Origin of the sequence: Chitinophaga hostae, assembly GCF_018224885.1 — a bacterium.
In the GTDB taxonomy this organism is placed as follows: domain Bacteria; phylum Bacteroidota; class Bacteroidia; order Chitinophagales; family Chitinophagaceae; genus Chitinophaga; species Chitinophaga hostae.
On record NZ_JAGTXB010000004.1, the window covers coordinates 449,415 to 466,617 of the forward strand.

At 45.1% G+C, this 17,203-nt stretch carries 15 protein-coding genes and 1 tRNA gene; 13 read left to right on the plus strand and 3 right to left on the minus strand.

Features of this window, described 5'->3' with window-relative positions:
• Window position 1: 1 nt before the first annotated feature.
• From KE626_RS11415 to argH, 5 genes are read left to right on the plus strand one after another with little or no spacing between them, the layout of a single operon-like run.
• Window positions 2-952, plus strand: coding sequence for an N-acetylornithine carbamoyltransferase (locus tag KE626_RS11415; protein WP_211973020.1), 951 nt, complete (start codon window positions 2-4; stop codon window positions 950-952).
• A gap of 2 nt (window positions 953-954) precedes the next feature.
• The gene (gene argB / locus KE626_RS11420) at window positions 955-1,743 is read left to right on the plus strand and encodes an acetylglutamate kinase (protein WP_211973021.1); all 789 of its coding nucleotides are present in this window, start codon (window positions 955-957) and stop codon (window positions 1,741-1,743) included.
• 3 nt (window positions 1,744-1,746) lie between these two features.
• Window positions 1,747-2,811, plus strand: coding sequence for a M20 family metallo-hydrolase (locus KE626_RS11425; protein WP_211973022.1), 1,065 nt, complete (start codon window positions 1,747-1,749; stop codon window positions 2,809-2,811).
• 1 nt (window position 2,812) lies between these two features.
• Window positions 2,813-3,394 (plus strand): GNAT family N-acetyltransferase, encoded by a 582-nt coding sequence (locus tag KE626_RS11430; protein ID WP_211973023.1) that lies wholly within the window; start codon window positions 2,813-2,815, stop codon window positions 3,392-3,394.
• Between the two features lie 38 nt (window positions 3,395-3,432).
• A complete protein-coding gene (argH, locus tag KE626_RS11435; RefSeq protein ID WP_211973024.1) occupies window positions 3,433-4,767 on the plus strand; it encodes an argininosuccinate lyase in 1,335 nt (444 codons plus the stop codon).
• A 279-nt stretch (window positions 4,768-5,046) separates the two neighbouring features.
• On the opposite strand, the gene KE626_RS11440 is transcribed toward argH, so the two are convergent.
• Window positions 5,047-7,422 carry a TonB-dependent receptor gene (locus KE626_RS11440; protein ID WP_211973025.1) on the minus strand — a complete coding sequence of 792 codons (2,376 nt, stop codon included), beginning with the start codon at window positions 7,420-7,422 and terminating at the stop codon, window positions 5,047-5,049.
• Window positions 7,423-7,660: 238 nt separating this feature from the next.
• Here KE626_RS11440 and KE626_RS11445 point away from each other — a divergent pair, with 238 nt between their 5' ends.
• The 5 genes from KE626_RS11445 to KE626_RS11465 all read left to right on the plus strand — a co-directional run bounded on the left by KE626_RS11445 (window position 7,661) and on the right by KE626_RS11465 (window position 10,902).
• Complete coding sequence (locus tag KE626_RS11445) at window positions 7,661-8,068, plus strand: single-stranded DNA-binding protein (protein WP_211973026.1); 408 nt, start codon at window positions 7,661-7,663, stop codon at window positions 8,066-8,068.
• A 110-nt stretch (window positions 8,069-8,178) separates the two neighbouring features.
• Window positions 8,179-8,250 (plus strand) — tRNA-Met (locus KE626_RS11450).
• A 103-nt stretch (window positions 8,251-8,353) separates the two neighbouring features.
• Window positions 8,354-9,223: a GTPase Era gene (gene era / locus KE626_RS11455; RefSeq protein WP_211973027.1), complete on the plus strand. Its 870-nt coding sequence runs from the start codon at window positions 8,354-8,356 to the stop codon at window positions 9,221-9,223.
• A 56-nt stretch (window positions 9,224-9,279) separates the two neighbouring features.
• The gene (gene der, locus KE626_RS11460; RefSeq protein WP_211973028.1) at window positions 9,280-10,593 is read left to right on the plus strand and encodes a ribosome biogenesis GTPase Der; all 1,314 of its coding nucleotides are present in this window, start codon (window positions 9,280-9,282) and stop codon (window positions 10,591-10,593) included.
• Between the two features lie 90 nt (window positions 10,594-10,683).
• Window positions 10,684-10,902, plus strand: a complete 219-nt coding sequence (locus tag KE626_RS11465) for a hypothetical protein (protein ID WP_211973029.1) — start codon at window positions 10,684-10,686, stop codon at window positions 10,900-10,902.
• Between the two features lie 298 nt (window positions 10,903-11,200).
• On the opposite strand, the gene KE626_RS11470 is transcribed toward KE626_RS11465, so the two are convergent.
• Window positions 11,201-12,073 (minus strand): transglutaminase-like domain-containing protein, encoded by an 873-nt coding sequence (locus KE626_RS11470; RefSeq protein ID WP_211973030.1) that lies wholly within the window; start codon window positions 12,071-12,073, stop codon window positions 11,201-11,203.
• Between the two features lie 128 nt (window positions 12,074-12,201).
• Window positions 12,202-14,553 carry a type I DNA topoisomerase gene (gene topA / locus KE626_RS11475; protein ID WP_211973031.1) on the minus strand — a complete coding sequence of 784 codons (2,352 nt, stop codon included), beginning with the start codon at window positions 14,551-14,553 and terminating at the stop codon, window positions 12,202-12,204.
• Between the two features lie 279 nt (window positions 14,554-14,832).
• Between topA and KE626_RS11480 the strand changes: the two genes are divergently transcribed.
• The 3 genes from KE626_RS11480 to KE626_RS11490 all read left to right on the plus strand — a co-directional run bounded on the left by KE626_RS11480 (window position 14,833) and on the right by KE626_RS11490 (window position 17,202).
• Window positions 14,833-15,597, plus strand: coding sequence for a Rossmann-like and DUF2520 domain-containing protein (locus KE626_RS11480; protein WP_211973032.1), 765 nt, complete (start codon window positions 14,833-14,835; stop codon window positions 15,595-15,597).
• Window positions 15,598-15,724: 127 nt separating this feature from the next.
• A complete protein-coding gene (locus tag KE626_RS11485) occupies window positions 15,725-16,246 on the plus strand; it encodes a KdsC family phosphatase (protein WP_211973033.1) in 522 nt (173 codons plus the stop codon).
• A 14-nt stretch (window positions 16,247-16,260) separates the two neighbouring features.
• Complete coding sequence (locus tag KE626_RS11490; RefSeq protein WP_211973034.1) at window positions 16,261-17,202, plus strand: geranylgeranylglycerol-phosphate geranylgeranyltransferase; 942 nt, start codon at window positions 16,261-16,263, stop codon at window positions 17,200-17,202.
• Window position 17,203 lies beyond the last annotated feature (1 nt).

Below are 17,203 nucleotides of genomic sequence, written 5' to 3' on the forward strand. Positions count from 1 at the left end.
AATGAAACAATTTATTTCTACAGCAGATGTTCCCAGTGTCCCGCGGTTAGTGGACATTGCGTTGAACTACAAGAAAGATCCTTTCAGGGACAAGGAATTAGGTAAGAACAAAACAGTGGGAATGATATTCCTGAATCCCAGTTTGCGAACACGGCTAAGTACACAGGTAGCAGCTAAAAACCTGGGCATGGAAGCCATCGTGTTTAATATCGATAAGGAAGGCTGGGCGCTGGAAATGAATGACGGGGTTGTCATGAATGGTAACACTACCGAACACGTAAAGGAAGCGGCGGCAGTAATGGGGCAGTACTTTGATATACTGGCCATCCGTACCTTTCCGGGTTTGAAGAATAAAGAAGAAGATTATACCGAGAAGTATATCAACCAGTTCATTAAATACGCCGGTGTGCCGGTAGTTAGCCTGGAAAGCGCTACCCTGCATCCTTTGCAGAGTTTAACAGATGTTATCACCATTAAGGAAAACTGGCAGCATGCCCGTAAACCTAAGGTGGTACTGACCTGGGCGCCGCATGTAAAGGCTTTGCCACAGGCTGTTCCCAACTCATTCGCACAATGGATGAATGCCTGGGGAGAAACAGATTTTGTGATCACTCATCCCGAAGGATATGAACTGGATGAACAATTTTCCGGTAATGCCCGGATAGAATACAACCAGGACAAAGCGTTGCAGGATGCGGATTTCGTGTATGTGAAAAACTGGTCTTCTTACAAAGACTATGGTAAAATTACCTGCACAGATCCCGCTTGGATGTTTACCAACGAAAAACTGAAACTCACCAACGATGCAAAAGTAATGCACTGTTTACCGGTAAGAAGGAATGTAGTCATTGCTGATGAAGTACTGGACGGACCGAATGCCATCGTTATCCCGGAAGCGGGTAACCGTGTATGGGCTGCGCAGGCAGTTTTGAGTGAAATACTGAAAGGATAATTATGATCGATTTATTTATCATCAAAGTAGGCGGAAACGTTATAGATAACCCGGTACTGCTGCAAAGTTTTCTCGAAAAATTTGCGGCGGTACCCGGTAAAAAGATCCTGATACATGGTGGCGGAAAAATTGCTACCCGTATCGGCGATCAGCTGGGCATCAAATCTAATTATGTAGATGGCCGGCGGATCACCGACGCAGCCACTATTGACCTTGTAACCATGGTATATGGCGGCCTGGTGAATAAACAACTGGTAGCAAAACTGCAGACTAATGGCTGTAATGCCATGGGCTTAACGGGCGCTGACGGTAATATTATCCCTGCGGTGAAAAGACCCGTAAAAGACATCGACTATGGATTTGTAGGAGATGTGAATACCGCAGCATTGCATACCGCTCCTCTGAAAGCATTGCTGGAAGCAGGTATTACACCGGTGTTTGCACCGCTTACCCACGATGGCAACGGACAGATCCTGAACACCAATGCGGACACTATTGCCTCTTCCCTGGCCATTGCTTTATCGGCGGCTTACAGTGTAAGGCTGATCTACTGTTTTGAGAAGAAAGGTGTGTTACGTGATCCGGCAGATGATAACGCTGTGATCAATTTGATCAACAAAGAAATTTACCAGCAACTGCTGGCGGAGAAAATATTGACAGACGGCATATTGCCTAAATTGCAAAACGCTTTCGGTGCCATTGAAAATGGGGTAAAAGAAGTGCTGATCGGACACGCAGACGATGTGCTGAGTAATACAACAGCAAAAGTGGCAGGCACCCTAATATGCTAACCTATGTGGAACGAAAAACTATATGATGTGGCAGTGGCGCTGTTGAAACAGATGATCGCCACGCCATCGTTAAGCCGCGAAGAAGATGGCACCGCACAACTGATCAGCGATTTCCTGACAGCCATGGATATTCCGCATGAGCGGCATCTCAATAATATCTGGGCACTCAATAAACATTACGACCCCTCCAAACGTAATATACTGCTGAACTCCCATCATGATACAGTAAAGCCCAATCCGCAATATACCCGCGACCCTTTTAGTCCGGATGTGGAAGACGGAAAGCTGTATGGACTTGGCAGCAATGATGCCGGAGGTTGCCTGGTAAGCCTGATCGCCACGTTCCTGCATTTTTATCACCGCAGCGATCTTAGTTATAATATCATACTCACTGCCACCGCAGAAGAAGAAATCAGCGGGGCAAATGGTATTGAAAGCATTTTATCCCAACTGCCTGCCATCGAATTTGCGATAGTAGGAGAACCGACTTTAACGCAGCTGGCCATTGCAGAAAAAGGCCTCATGGTACTGGATTGCAACAGTGTAGGCAAAGCAGGACATGCAGCACGGGAAGAGGGTGAAAATGCCCTGTATAAAGCGCTGCCCGACCTGAACTGGTTTAAAGACTACCGTTTCCCGAAAGTATCGGAAACACTGGGTCCTGTGAAGATGAGCGTAACGGTGATCAATACTTCCAATAAAGCACATAACGTAGTACCGGCCGACTGCTCCTTTGTGGTGGACGTACGCGCTACTGATCAATATACCCTCGAAGAACTGTTGGATATCATCCGCGCCAATGTTTCCTGCGAAGTAAAGCCGAGGTCTACACGTATGCGTCCTTCGTTTATACCCATGGATCATCCGTTTGTGCAGGCGGGTCTTTCGATCGGCAAAACCTGTTACGGATCGCCCACCACCTCAGATCAGGCGCTGATTCCTGCTACTTCTGTAAAAATGGGTCCGGGCGATTCTGCCCGCTCGCATACTGCAGATGAATATATTCACCTGCATGAAATTAAAGAGGGAATAGACAGTTATATCAGGTTACTTGAAATGATCCAGTAATATGAACTTTGAACCTGTTTTAGAAAACAAGCGCGTATTGCTGCAACCTTTGCAGGCAGTGCATTTGCCGGATCTCTGGCAGATAGCATCCGATGCTTCCCTGTGGGCTATACAACTGAATAAATTAGAGACCGAGCAGGATCTGGAAAAGTATATTCAGAAAGGACTGGCAGAGAGGGCGGCAAAGGAATCCATTCCTTTTGTGATCATCGACAAACAGGAAAACAGGATAGTGGGCTGCACTCGTTATATGGGCTTGTCGTTACTACATAAACGAACCGAGATTGGCTCTACCTGGATCACCCCGGCATTGCATGGTTCGGGGCTGAATAAGGCCATGAAGTATGCGATGCTGCAATATGCCTTTGAGGAGATGGATCTGAACAGGGTGGAGTTTAAAACGGATGAACTGAATACACAATCACGTCATGCAATCCTCAGCCTGGGTTGTACACAGGAAGGTGTTTTCCGTCGTCATATGATCACAAGCACCGGGAGAGTACGTAATACCGTATACTTCAGTATGCTTAAGGAAGAATGGCCGGAAATAAAGCAGCGTGTTTTTGGTAAATATGATTTTTAATTTCAGGCTGCCCGGCAGCATGAAAAAACTATATTATTATGAAATTGTGGCAAAAAGATAAAGCTTCCTTAGCAGCGGTAGAGCAGTTTACCGTTGGAAAAGACCGTGAAATGGATGCTTTCCTGGCGCCGTTTGACGTGCTGGGTTCTATGGCGCATATTACCATGCTGCAAAGTATAGGGCTGCTGGAAGCGGAAGAGTTAACCGTGCTTAAAAAGGAACTGCGTAATATCTACCAGGAAATCCAGGCGGGCAATTTTAAGCTGGAAGAGGGTGTGGAAGATATCCATTCACAGGTAGAGCTGTTACTGACCCGTCGTTTGGGAGAAGTAGGGAAGAAGATCCACAGCGGCCGTTCGCGGAACGACCAGGTGTTGGTGGACCTGAAACTGTACCTGCGTCATGAGCTGCAAACCATGGTGGAGGAAGTGCTGGCGCTGTTTCACCTGTTGCAGCAGCAAAGCGAAAAATATAAGGCACACCTTATTCCCGGTTATACACATCTGCAGATAGCGATGCCATCTTCTTTCGGATTATGGTTTGGCGCTTATGCAGAAAGCCTGGTCGACGACCTGACCATGCTACAGGGCGCATATAAGGTGGTGAATAAAAACCCCCTGGGTTCTGCTGCCGGTTATGGTTCTTCGTTCCCCCTTGACCGTGAGTTAACCACTGCATTGCTGGGTTTTGATGCACTTAACTATAACGTAGTATACGCCCAGATGGGCAGGGGCAAAACAGAAAAAATTGTAGCCTTTGCACTCGCGGGTATTGCAGCCACCATCGCTAAAATGGCCATGGATGCGTGTTTGTTTATGAACCAGAATTTCGGCTTTATCAGCTTCCCTGATGAACTGACCACAGGTTCCAGCATCATGCCGCATAAGAAAAACCCTGATGTATGGGAACTGATCCGCTCACATGGTAATAAACTGCAGGCATTGCCTAATGAAATTGCGATGATGATCACCAACCTGCCATCCGGCTACCACCGCGATCTGCAGTTGCTGAAAGAAAACCTGTTTCCTGCATTCGGCACCCTGAAAGATTGTATCCGCATGAGCCGCCTGATGCTGGAAAATATCCGCATAAAGGAAAATATACTGGACGACAATAAATACCAATATTTGTTCAGCGTAGAAGTGGTAAACAACCTGGTATTACAGGGCACGCCATTCCGCGAGGCATATAAGAAAGTAGGTATGGATATAGAACAGGGCACTTTTGCACCTGAGAAAGCCGTGGCACATACCCATGCCGGCAGCATCGGTAATTTATGCACCGAACAGATCGCGACCCAGATGGACGCAGTGGTAAAAGGTTTCCCTTTTGAATCGGTGGATAAAGCGTTAGAGCGGCTGCTGAATAGTTGATTTTTTCTTGCCCAGGATTTTCTTGCCCAGGATTAAACTGATTTAGAGGATTTAGAGGATTTTTTTATTGTGATTATAATTTGATTTTAAAAAGATTCGGGAAGATATAAGCGAATTTGCCTCCATCTTCCCGAATCTTTTAAAATCACAATAAAAAAATCCTCTAAATCCTCTAAATCAGTTTAATCCTGGGCAAGAAAATCCTGGACAAGAAAAAAGGTAAATAAAAAAAGGGCGTTGATCAAAGCTGATCAACGCCCCCTTTTTTTATTTACCTCTCTAAAAGCCAATCGTAACCCCGGCAAAGAAATTAATTCCAGCCATCGGATAATAATAGTTGTCATAGGTAACGGTACCGCTTTTCAGATTGTAGCCCGGATAAGTGCTGCCGTTAGGTTCATATTTTGTATCGAAAATATTATTGAGCATAAATTGTAATCCCAGCTCGCGGAATAACGTTTGCGGCACTACGTAGTTAATGCGCAGGTTGCTGACGAAGTAAGGATCAAGGCTCCCGGCTTTGCTGGAGGTATTATCCATATACTGGCGGCTTACATATTTACCCAGCAGATCTACGTTGAGGTTCCTGACCGGTTTCACAGATAACGTAAACCCACCTACGAAAGAAGGAGAGAAAGAAATATCTGTTTTGCTGAATGTTTGGGTATGCGGAGCATACAGGGAGTCGTATGTTACAGCGTGGTAATCGAGCACCTTATTCTGGCTGATGGCTGCGTTGGCAGCAAGACTAACGATATTACCCAGTTTTACATGGCCGTTTATTTCAATACCCATGCGATAGCTTTTGGGAATGTTGGTACGCATATATGCGCCTACATCGGTGAGCATACCTGTTTGCACGAGTTGGTTTTTGTAGTTCATGTAATACACATTGGCCTGTATAGCAGCAATGCTGTTGCTCCAGGAATAGCCGGCTTCCACATCCCGGAGCAGTTCGGGTTTAGGAGCAGCTACGCCGTAGTTGTTTTCAAAGTCGGCCCTGTTAGGTTCTTTGTGTGCAATAGCAAAGGACGCGAATACACGGTTGTTGGGATTAATGTTATAAGAGATACCTGCTTTGGGATTAAAGAAATTATAATTCACATGCGCAATGTATGCAGGCGCTGCTTCAAAACCATCCATGTTGTACATGATGTTGCGGTATTGCATATCTGCAAAAATGCTGAGTGCGGAGGTGATTTTATATTCTCCTTTCCAGTAGATATTGAAGTCGTTTTTAACGGCAGGGTAACGGTAATATTCGTGGTCTTTCTCAAATTGGGTATCCGCCCAGATCACTTTTCCAAAGTGGTCGCCGGTGTACCTGTTCCAGCCGCCGCCGAGGCTCCAGTTGAATTTTTCGCCGGTACGGTTTACAGAAAATACGCTGCCATAGAAATAGTTGTCCAACCAGAGCTGGTTGATAATGTCTGCTGTATCTTTTTTAACGCCGTTGATAATTTGAACGGGAATGCCATAATCGGCTACCGGTTTGAACCCATTATAGTTTTCGTAGTAGCCGCGTCCGCGGGTGAGGTGGAAAGCTACGTTGAAATTGAGGTGGGAATTGATTTCCTGGTTGAGGAATAACTGGTAATGGTCCTGCTGATAATTGTCGGTTTGATTATCGTAGGGCGTGCCTGGTTTCTCTGTACCAGCCATGTTATAAGTTCTGTCGGTTGCCAGGAGTGCCTGTGGCACGCCGTACCAGGCCTGGTATGTTTTTTCTTTTCCGGAGAAAACATTCAGCCGGATAGCCGTTTTTTTAGAAACATAGGCTGCGGAGGTATAGAAGGAACGCAGGTCAGAAGTAGCGCGGTCTATATATCCGTCTGAAGAAATTTTAGAGAGGCGTGCATCAATGGTAAAGTGATCGTTGATAAGCCCGGAACCTGCTTTTACCGTGTGTTTCCAGCTATTGAAAGAACCGTAGCTGTTACTGATTTCGCCGTATGCTTTTTCGTTGAATTCGTTGGTGCTGAGGTTCAGGGTAGCGCCGAAAGCGGCAGCGCCATTAGTGGAAGTGCCTACGCCGCGTTGCAGCTGGATACTACTTACAGACGAAGCGAAATCGGGCATGTTGACAAAAAAAGTTCCCTGCGATTCGGCATCATTTACCGGGATACCGTTTACCGTAACGTTGATGCGGGTAATATCTGAACCGCGTACCCGCATACCTGTATAGCCGATACCGGCGCCTGCGTCGGAGTTGGTAACTACACCCGGTTGCTGGTCCAGTAAAACGGGAAGGTCCTGACCCAGGTTGCCTTTCTTAATATCAGCCGCAGCAATGGTGGTATTTACAAAAGGCGAGTTTTTGCCTGCACGCAGACTGCTGATCTCTACCGGTTTTACAAACAAAGGAGATACTTCCAGTGCAATATCTTCCTGTTGAATATTATTGTTGGCATTTACAGTAGTGGTAAATGATTTAAAACCAATGAAGCTGGCGGTTAATGGATAGCTTCCTTTTTTAGGAAGATGAATGCTGTAGCGGCCTTTGCTGTCGGTTAATGCGCCGGTTTGGTTGATAGAAATGGTAACTCCTTCCAGTGGACGGCCACTGGTTTTGTTGGTAACGGTACCGGTTACCAGCGATTGTGCATGTAAAGTGCCTGCTATAGATAGCAGCACTAATAACATTAGCTGTTTCATGTAAATGTGTCTGTTTTCTGTTTGTCATTTCCTAACCAGCATTACCTGGTCCAGGTTCATTGGGTGTGATCTCAGCCTGAAAGTAAGGCACCCCATGTGTTGCGTTAATGCAAAGGTATACTTGTATGGGGTAAAAAGCAGAAATTATTTTTTGGGCGAAAGAAAATTGCGTAATTTCCATGGATACTTCTCTCAATCATCTTTCATAAATTTTTAACTATTTAAATCTTTATTTCTGATGATCAAGCTTCAGTTAATCGGGCATCTTGGCCGCGATGTAGTGAAAAAAGAAGTCAACGGGGCATCCGTATTTAATTTCCCGGTAGCTGTTAATGAGCGTTTTAAAAACGCACTGGGCGTACTGGAGGAAAGAACCACCTGGGTAGATTGCTCCCTGTGGGAAAAAAGTAACGTAGCTCCTTATTTAACGCAGGGTGTGATGGTTTATGTAGAAGGTACTCCAAAAGTGGAGGCTTATGTAAGCAACAGCACCGGTGCGCTATCGGGCGCTTTAAGACTGAGGGTTTTTTCGTTGCAGTTACTCAGCCGCAGGGATGAGGAAAAACGGCTGGCAACTTTAACCGAAACCCCTGTTCCAGATGCAGAACCTGTTCAGGAACAGCCCGCTGACGATCTTCCATTCTAAAAGTGTATCAAGCATTCCAATATGAAAGCCAATCGTTTACGATTGGCTTTTTGTGTTTTTTTCAAAAAGATTTGGTGTGAATTAAAATAATGTTATCTTTGCACCCTCATTGCGAGGTAGAGCAGAGGTAGCTCGTCGGGCTCATAACCCGAAGGTCAGTGGTTCGAATCCGCTCCTCGCTACAAAATAGAGCTGAAGAGCGTCTAAAAGATTAAGAGCCGAAGAAATTCGGCTTTTTTTATTTCTGTAAGTTTGAGTTGTGAAAGCAAGTCTTTAATTGTCATCATGCACAAAGCAGGTTTTGTAAATATTTTCGGTAAGCCCAATGCGGGGAAAAGCACATTGCTGAACGCCATTATCGGTGAGAAGCTGGCTATCATATCTCCTAAGGTGCAAACCACACGGCATCGTATCACCGGGGTATTAACAGACCCTGCCTATCAGATCGTGTTTTCCGATACGCCGGGTATTATTGATCCTAAATACAAGCTGCACGAGAAAATGATGGGGGCGGTGAAATCCGCGCTGGAAGATGCTGATGTGGCTTTGCTGATCATGGACGCCAAAGATTCCCTGGAAGAAAACCTGGAAATGTTTGACTCGCTGAAACTGAAAGTGCCCATTATCCTGATCATCAATAAGATGGATAATATCCTGAAAGAGGAAATGGCGGTGTTAATTGAACGGGCAAAAGCATGGGGCAAAGCAGCAGCGGTAGTACCGGTGTCTGCCATGCAGAAAAAAGGTATTAAGGAATTACTGGCTGAAATTGTAGCCTTGCTGCCGCAAGCCAATGCTTTTTATCCTGATGACACACTAACGGATAAGTCTACACGCTTTTTCGTGGCAGAAATGATCCGTGAAAAAATATTCCAGTTATTCGAGGAGGAAATTCCTTATCACACTACGGTAATTGTTACGCAATTCCAGGAAAAGGAAACACTGACAAAGATCACCGCGGAAATCATTGTTACCCGCGACACCCAGAAAGGTATTATCCTGGGCGAAAGAGGGAAATCGATCCGCGAGATAGGCACATTGGCCCGTCAGGACATAGAGAAATTCATAGAAAGAAAAGTATTCCTGGAGCTGTTTGTAAAAGTACGCGGGAAATGGCGTGATAATGATACATTCCTGAAGGAATACGGATATTAATAATAAAAAATTCCTGGATGTATTATCCAGGTTAGTACGACAAAATTTAATAGAAAATGGCAGGATTTACAGTAGCTATAGTGGGTCGCCCCAACGTAGGCAAATCAACGTTGTTCAATCGTTTACTGGAGCAACGTAAGGCTATCGTGGACGACCAGAGCGGTGTAACCCGTGATCGTCAATATGGTATTGCCGACTGGAATGGTAAAACATTCAACGTGGTAGACACCGGCGGATTTGTAGCAGGCAGTGATGATGTATTTGAGCGGGAAATCCGCAAACAGGCAAAAGTAGCCATAGAAGAGGCCAACCTGATCATTTTTATGTGTGATGTAACCACTGGTATTACCGACCTGGATTCAGATGTAGCTAATATCCTGCGCCGTGCCTCCAAACCGGTTTACTTAGTGGTAAATAAAGTAGATAATCACCAACGGCAGCTGGAAGCGACAGAGTTTTACAGCCTTGGTTTTGAACATATTTTCTTCCTTTCTTCCATGAGCGGGAGCGGTACCGGCGAATTGCTGGATGAGTTAGTGAGCAATATCACGCCTGAAATGGGAGAGGCCAGCCTGGACACAGATTTGCCCAAAATCGCTATTATCGGGCAACCGAATGTGGGTAAGTCATCCTTGCTGAATGCATTGGTAGGTGCAGAACGCAATATCGTTTCAGATATTGCCGGTACCACCCGCGACACCATTCACACCCATTACAACATGTTCCAGAAGGACTTTATGCTGATCGATACCGCAGGTATCCGGCGTAAAACCAAGGTGAACGAGGACCTGGAGTTTTACTCTGTGATCCGTGCCATCAAGGCGGTTGATGAATCTGATGTGGTGATGTTGCTGCTGGACGCTGAAAAGGGCGTAACGGCACAGGATCTGAGCATTTTTAGTCTCGCTACCCGTAAAGGTAAAGGCATCGTAGTACTGGTAAACAAATGGGATACCGTTGAAAAAGGCACCAATACTGCGAGAGATTACGAAAAGGAACTGAAGCAACGCCTGGCACCATTCTCCGACGTGCCGGTTATCTTTACTTCTGTCATAGAAAAGCAGCGTATTTTCAAAGCCATCGAAACCGCGCTGGAGGTGTATGACAACCGCAAACGCAGGATACAGACTTCCGTGTTGAATGAAATACTGCTGAAAGCGATTGAAGCTTATCACCCGCCGGTAGTAAGAGGTATTCCTATCCGCATTAAATATGTAACGCAGCTGCCTACGCATACGCCGGCATTTGCCTTTTTCTGTAACCTGCCGGACGATGTGAAAACGCCGTATCGTAACTACCTGGAAAACCAGATCCGTTCGAACTTCAACTTCACCGGAGTACCATTAAAGATATTTTTCAGGAAAAAATAGCCGTTTTTGCTTAAAAAGAGATGACAGGATTTTGTAATTTGTAAAATTTGTCTACCTTTGCGGCGGTTTTAAAAATAAAACAAACAAAAAATGAAAAAAGTATTCGTATTCGCTGTTGCTGCAGGTATGTTCTTTGTAGCTTGTAACGGTGGTAGCACTCCAGCTGCTGATTCTACTGCAACTCCTGCTGTTGACACAATGAACGCTGCTCCAGCTGCAACTGCTCCAGTTGATTCTGCTGCTCACGTTGATTCTGCTGCTACTGTAGCTCCAGTTGATTCTGCTGCTGCTGCAACTCCAGCTAAGTAAGAGATTATTATATCACATAATATATCTTTCTTGCAAGAAATTAAGAAGCCCATCGCTTATGCGGTGGGCTTTTTAATTATACGGGGTTTACTTGCCGGGGATTTTTTTCTTGCCCAGGATTAACGGTGATTATGATGATTTTCAGGATTTTTTTCTTTTTGATTTTAAAAGATTTGGGAAGATGTAAGCGGATTTGCTTATATCTTCCCAAATCTCTTTTAAAATCAAATCAATCACAAGAAAAAATCCTGAAAATCATCATAATCACCGTTAATCCTGGGCAAGAAAAAAATCCGCGTTAATCTTCGATAATGCTCGCCAGGTTCATCAGCTCGTCCTGTTTATACGCATCTTTATCATCCTGGAAGCATTTGGCCAGTTCTTCCAGCAGGAATTGGATGATCTGCTTATTGGATTGCGGTTTGAAGTAGGAGGGTACAGATGGTACAGATACTCTTTTGAGATAGGTATCCACATCCTGTTGTGTATAGATCTGACCTTGTATCGGGTCAATGAAAAATAAGATCCGGTGGTCTGCAGGGTCTACCGGTGTTGAGAAATCGATATAGCTATCGAAATAAGCGAGGATAAACTGTCGTGGTATATTTACTGCATACACCGGTAAATCCAGCATACTGCAAAGGCTTTGGTAAATGATACCGTTGGTGACAGGATTCCCTTTTTTGGATTCGATCACCTGGTTTATAAAAAACTGGTTTTTGCGCTGATAGGAAACTTCTTCTCCTTTGAGGCCAAAATAGTTATAGATCATGCTGTTCAGCACGTTGATCTGTTCGAGTGGCGTAAGGTAGTTATTCAGTTCGAGCCAGATATTGCGTTTAATCCGGTCTATTTCTGTGATGATCTGTGAATCGATCAGGTCGGGAAACTGGTACCTGGCGGCCAGTATGGCGCCCTGCATGAGGTCGTGCGTATCTGAAAGTCCCCATGCACGCAACGCAGCCTGCAAATCCTGGTAATGTACCCGGTGAATCAGCAGTTCTATCCGTTCCTGAATAGCCTCGTCAATTGTATTCTCCCACAAATTCTCCAGGTTGGGGATAATATCTTTACCGTACAGTAATATTTTACTGGCTACCGTATCAAATACCTCCAGATCCGGATCATCCAACAGGTGGAACAAAGCGTTTATTTCTCTGTTTTCGTTCATACCATTATTATGATCATGTGGTAATCATCAAATAATGTGATCCTGTTGGCAAATTAAATAATAAGCATATCACTCACACTGCAGTTATTATCATTGCCTCCATTTTCCATCTTATTCTTACCACTGCGTTATTCAGCTTTCTTCTTCCTGGGTGGCGCTTTCTTTTTAGGCGGATTCGCTTTGGCTTCTTCAATGATGGCCTTAGCTTCTTCTACTGTTAAATCGGCTGCCGTATCTATTTTTTCCTTTGGTATTTTAAAGTTCTTCAAACCCTGTTTGATGTAAGGGCCATAAGGTCCTTTCAGGATCTGTATTTTTTCTTTTTCAAATATTTTGATGGTGCGTTCATCTTTTGCCGTACGTTTTTCAGCAATCAGCGGCGCTACTTCATCCAGTTCTACGGTGTACGGATCCATTTCCTTTTTCAGCGAATAGAACTTTTTATCATGCTGGGCATATGGGCCAAACCGGCCAATATTCACCACTACATCGGTACCTTCAAACAGCCCCAGGTTACGGGGCAATTTAAACAATTCCATGGCTTCTTCCAGCGAAATGGTTTCAATACTTTGTGTGGCCTTTAATTTTGCAAAACGGGGCTTTTCCTCATCTTCCACACTGCCTATCTGGATCATAGGACCATAACGGCCCATACGTGCCACAATAGGCTTACCGGAAGCGGCATCTGTTCCCAGCGGACGTTCTCCTTTTACCCGCTCTGCATTTTCGAGCGTGTTTTCCACATCTTTGTGGAAAGGAAAATAAAATTCCTTCAGCATATTGTTCCACACCTTTTTACCACTGGCGATTTCATCAAACTCTTCTTCAATTTTGGCGGTAAAGCCGTAGTCCATTACGTTGTTAAAGTATTGGTTGAGGAAGTCGGTAACGATCATACCCAGATCGGTCGGGAACAGTTTTGATTTTTCGGCGCCGGTATTTTCAGATTCGGTCTGTTTGCTGATCTTATCAGCTTTCAGCACCAGGATGCGGAAATCTCTTTTAATACCTTCTTTATCTCTTTTTTCTACATAGTTACGCTTCTGTATAGTGGTAATGGTAGGCGCGTAGGTAGAAGGGCGGCCGATGCCCAGTTCTTCCAGTTTCTTTACCAGGCTGGCCTCTGTATAACGTGGCGCCGGGCGGGAGAATCTTTCAGTAGCCTTCATTTCTTTCAGGTCGAGCGATTGTTTTACCGCCAGTGGTGGTAATGAACCTTCCTGCTCATCTTCCTGTTCTTCCTCGTCGTCGTGGCTTTCCATATATACTTTGAGGAAGCCGTCAAATTTCAGTACTTCTCCGCTGGCTGTCAGCTCTTCGTGGTTGGTAGAGATATCGATTTTGGCGATGGTCTTTTCCAGTTCCGCGTCGGCCATCTGGCTGGCGATGGTACGTTTCCAGATCAGTTCGTACAGTTTACGGGTATCGCTATCCTCTACGGTGGTGTTTTCCATGTAGGTAGGACGGATGGCCTCATGCGCTTCCTGTGCGGATTCATTTTTATTTTTGAATTTACGGTGCTGATGGTATTTGTCGCCGAAACTCTTTTTAATCGCTTTCTCAATTTCACCTACCGCGGTATCAGACAGGTTTACGGAGTCCGTACGCATATAGGTGATATTACCGCTTTCATACAGCTTCTGGGCCAGCAGCATGGTTTTAGAAACGCTGTAGCCTAATTTCCGGCTGGCTTCCTGCTGCAGGGTAGAGGTGGTAAATGGCGCTGCGGGCGATTTTTTACCTGGCTTTACCTGTATGTCTTTTACCGTATAGGCGGCGGCCACACACTGCTGCAGGAATTTCTCCGCGTCTTCGGCTGTTTTAAATTTGCCGGGACCGTCTGCCTTGAAGGAAATATTTTTACCATTGATGTCTTTTCCTGTAAAATAGGCTTCTACTTTAAAGGTGCTGACAGACTGGAAGTGGTTGATTTCTCTTTCCCGTTCTACGATCAGTCGTACCGCTACGGACTGTACACGACCAGCAGAGAGGGAATTACGCATGCTCATTTTGCGCCACAATACCGGGGAAATTTCAAAACCCACAATACGGTCCAGTATACGGCGGGCCTGTTGTGCGTTTACGCGGTCCATATCCAGCTTGCGTGGATGCTGTACTGCATTTTCTATTGCCGGTTTGGTGATTTCATGAAAAACAATACGTTTGGTTGTTTTCGGATCCAGGTGCAACACCTCACACAAATGCCAGGAAATGGCTTCTCCCTCACGGTCCTCATCCGTTGCCAGCCATACTTCGTCAGTATCTTTCGCCAGCTTCTTCAGCTCCTTTACTACCTTTTCCTTATCTTCCGGTATAACATACTTAGGCTTAAAGTTATTTTCTATGTCAATCCCCATGTCATCCTTCTCCAGATCACGGATGTGACCGAAGCAGGACTTGACTTCGAAGTCTTTGCCCAATATTTTTTCGATGGTCTTGGCTTTCGCCGGGGACTCAACTATAACTAAATTTTTTGCCATGTATGCTTCTTTAATATGCTGCTAAATACGCAAAATTCTGTTAAATAATTACTTCAAGGAATTCCGCAATAATATAAAAGTACCGTCAAATTAAAAAATAAGGTCACTTTTAAACGTTAAAATAGGTTGTAATGTAATGAAAAAAACGGGGACCCGCTAAAACACGTATATTTAAAGAATTACGAATTATGAATTACGGATTTCCAGGGAGATTCCCCGTTTTTCTCCCATAAAGCGTAATTCGTAATTTGTAATTCGTAATTCCCAATTCTTTCAATCATGGATATAGTCATCATTGGTACTGGTAATGTTGCATATTGCTTTGGACAGCTCTTAAAAATTCATGGCCACCAGATCAAGCAGGTAGTGAGCCGGCAGCTGACGCATGCGCGGGAGCTGGGTGAAATGCTGAATGCCTCCTATACCGACGATTTGCTGGATATTAATATGGAGGCCGACGTTTACCTGCTGGCCGTAAGTGATGCCGCCATTGCGGAGTTAAGCGACCAGCTGCGCCTGGGCAAACGCATTGTGGCACATACTGCCGGTGCCGTGCCGTTGGGAGCCATCTCGCGGATCTCTGCCAATACGGGTGTATTATATCCTTTACAATCTATCCGTAAGGAAATTAAAAGTTATCCACCTATCCCGGTGATGCTGGAGGCCAGCAACGATGAAGTACTGCGCCGTTTACAGGCCCTCGCCCAAAGCATTTCAGGCAGTGTTACCGTTACCACCTCCGCCCAGCGGCTTAAATATCATCTCACGGCGGTGCTTTGCAATAATTTCACCAACCACCTGATTGCCCAGGCTAAGGCTTATTGTGAAAAAGAGGAGCTCGATTTTACCCTGTTGCAACCTATTATAAAGGAGACATTTGACCGGCTGGAGAAATACCCGCCCGAAACCGTGCAAACCGGTCCGGCCCTCCGCCAGGATGAAACTACCATGAGCCTGCACCGGGACCTGCTGGCCGGCAACGAATACCTGCAGCTGGTGTACCAGGTTATGTCAGATGCGATTTACCAGTTCCACCATAAATAGAATTACGAATCAGGAATTAGGAATTACGGATTTGTGGGTAGATGGTTGCTTCATTCCTACCCGCAAATCCGTAATTCGTAATTCCTAATTCGTCATTTCTAATTCGTAATTCTTTACTTTTGGCCCCATGAACGTATTGGCTTTATTTAAATCTATTACCACTTTTGTGCTCGATGTAGATGGCGTACTCACGGATGGTACCCTGCAGTTGCTGCCGGGGGGAGAAATGTCCCGCAGGATGAATATCAAGGATGGCTATGCCTTACAGCTGGCGGTGAAGAAAGGCTACAGGGTGGTGATCATCTCCGGAGGAAAATCAGAAAGTGTAGTAAGCAGGTTACAGGGGCTTGGGATCAAAGACATTTATACCGGTGTACATGATAAGCAGGAAAAACTGCAGGATTATGTATTTGAAAATGAGCTGCGCTGGGAAGAGATATTATATATGGGAGATGATATCCCGGATTATCTGCCTATGCAGCTCGTAGGATTGCCCACCTGCCCGGGAGATGCCGCGGCAGAAATAAAAAGTATCTCAAAGTATATTTCCCCTTTCCCCGGTGGCCAGGGGTGCGTGCGGGAAGTCATGGAAAAAGTGCTGAAACTGAATGGACATTGGTTAATGGATGAAGGAATTGCATCGAAATAATAAAAGAAAAAACTATGAAGCTTTGGGCTGCATTTTTTAAACTGATCAGGTACCCGAACCTGATCTATATTGGCCTTACCCAGTTTTTACTGCAATATTGCGTAGTAGAACCTGTACTGCGCAGCTCCGGTGAAGAACCCTCACTGCCTGTTCCCCAGTTTATTTTACTCAGTTTGTCTACCGTACTGGTGGCTGCTGCCGGTTATATCATCAATGACTACTTCGATATTAACATCGACATTGTTAATAAGCCGGATAAAATGGTGCTGGACAAGATCATCAGCCGCCGCTGGGCGATGGCCTGGCATACTATCCTTAACATGACCGGGGTATCCCTGGGTTTTATGGTGGCTTTTAAAACGGGGCAGTTTTACCTGGGCTTTACACAGGTGATCTGTTCGCTGCTGTTATGGTTTTATTCCACCTCTTTTAAAAGACAGGTGCTGATCGGTAACGTGGTTATTTCCCTGTTAACGGCGCTGGCGGTGGTAGTAGTAGGATTTTATGAGAAGCAGATCTACCATAGTTTTGAAGCGATTATGTCGGCTACCGGCAGAAAGCTGATACAGATTATTGGAGTGTATGCGCTGTTTGCCTTCCTCATTTCCATGGTGCGGGAAATTGTGAAAGACCTGGAAGACATGATGGGCGACAGCAAAGATGGTTGCCGTACGTTGCCCATTGCCTGGGGTGTGCTGGCCGCCAAACGCTTTTGTAATATGTTGTTGCTGGCATTAGCCATCATCATCCTGGCGGTGGAAATAAGGGTGTGGATATTAGGCTGGTATATTGCCATCGGTTATTTATTGTTGTTTGTACAACTGCCATGCCTGTACGTTTATCTGCGGTTGAAGCAGGCTACTTTACCGGAGCACTATCACAAAGTGAGTTCCCTGGTGAAAGTGGTGATGTTAACGGGTATTTTATCCATGATATTTTTTAAAATTTATTTATAGA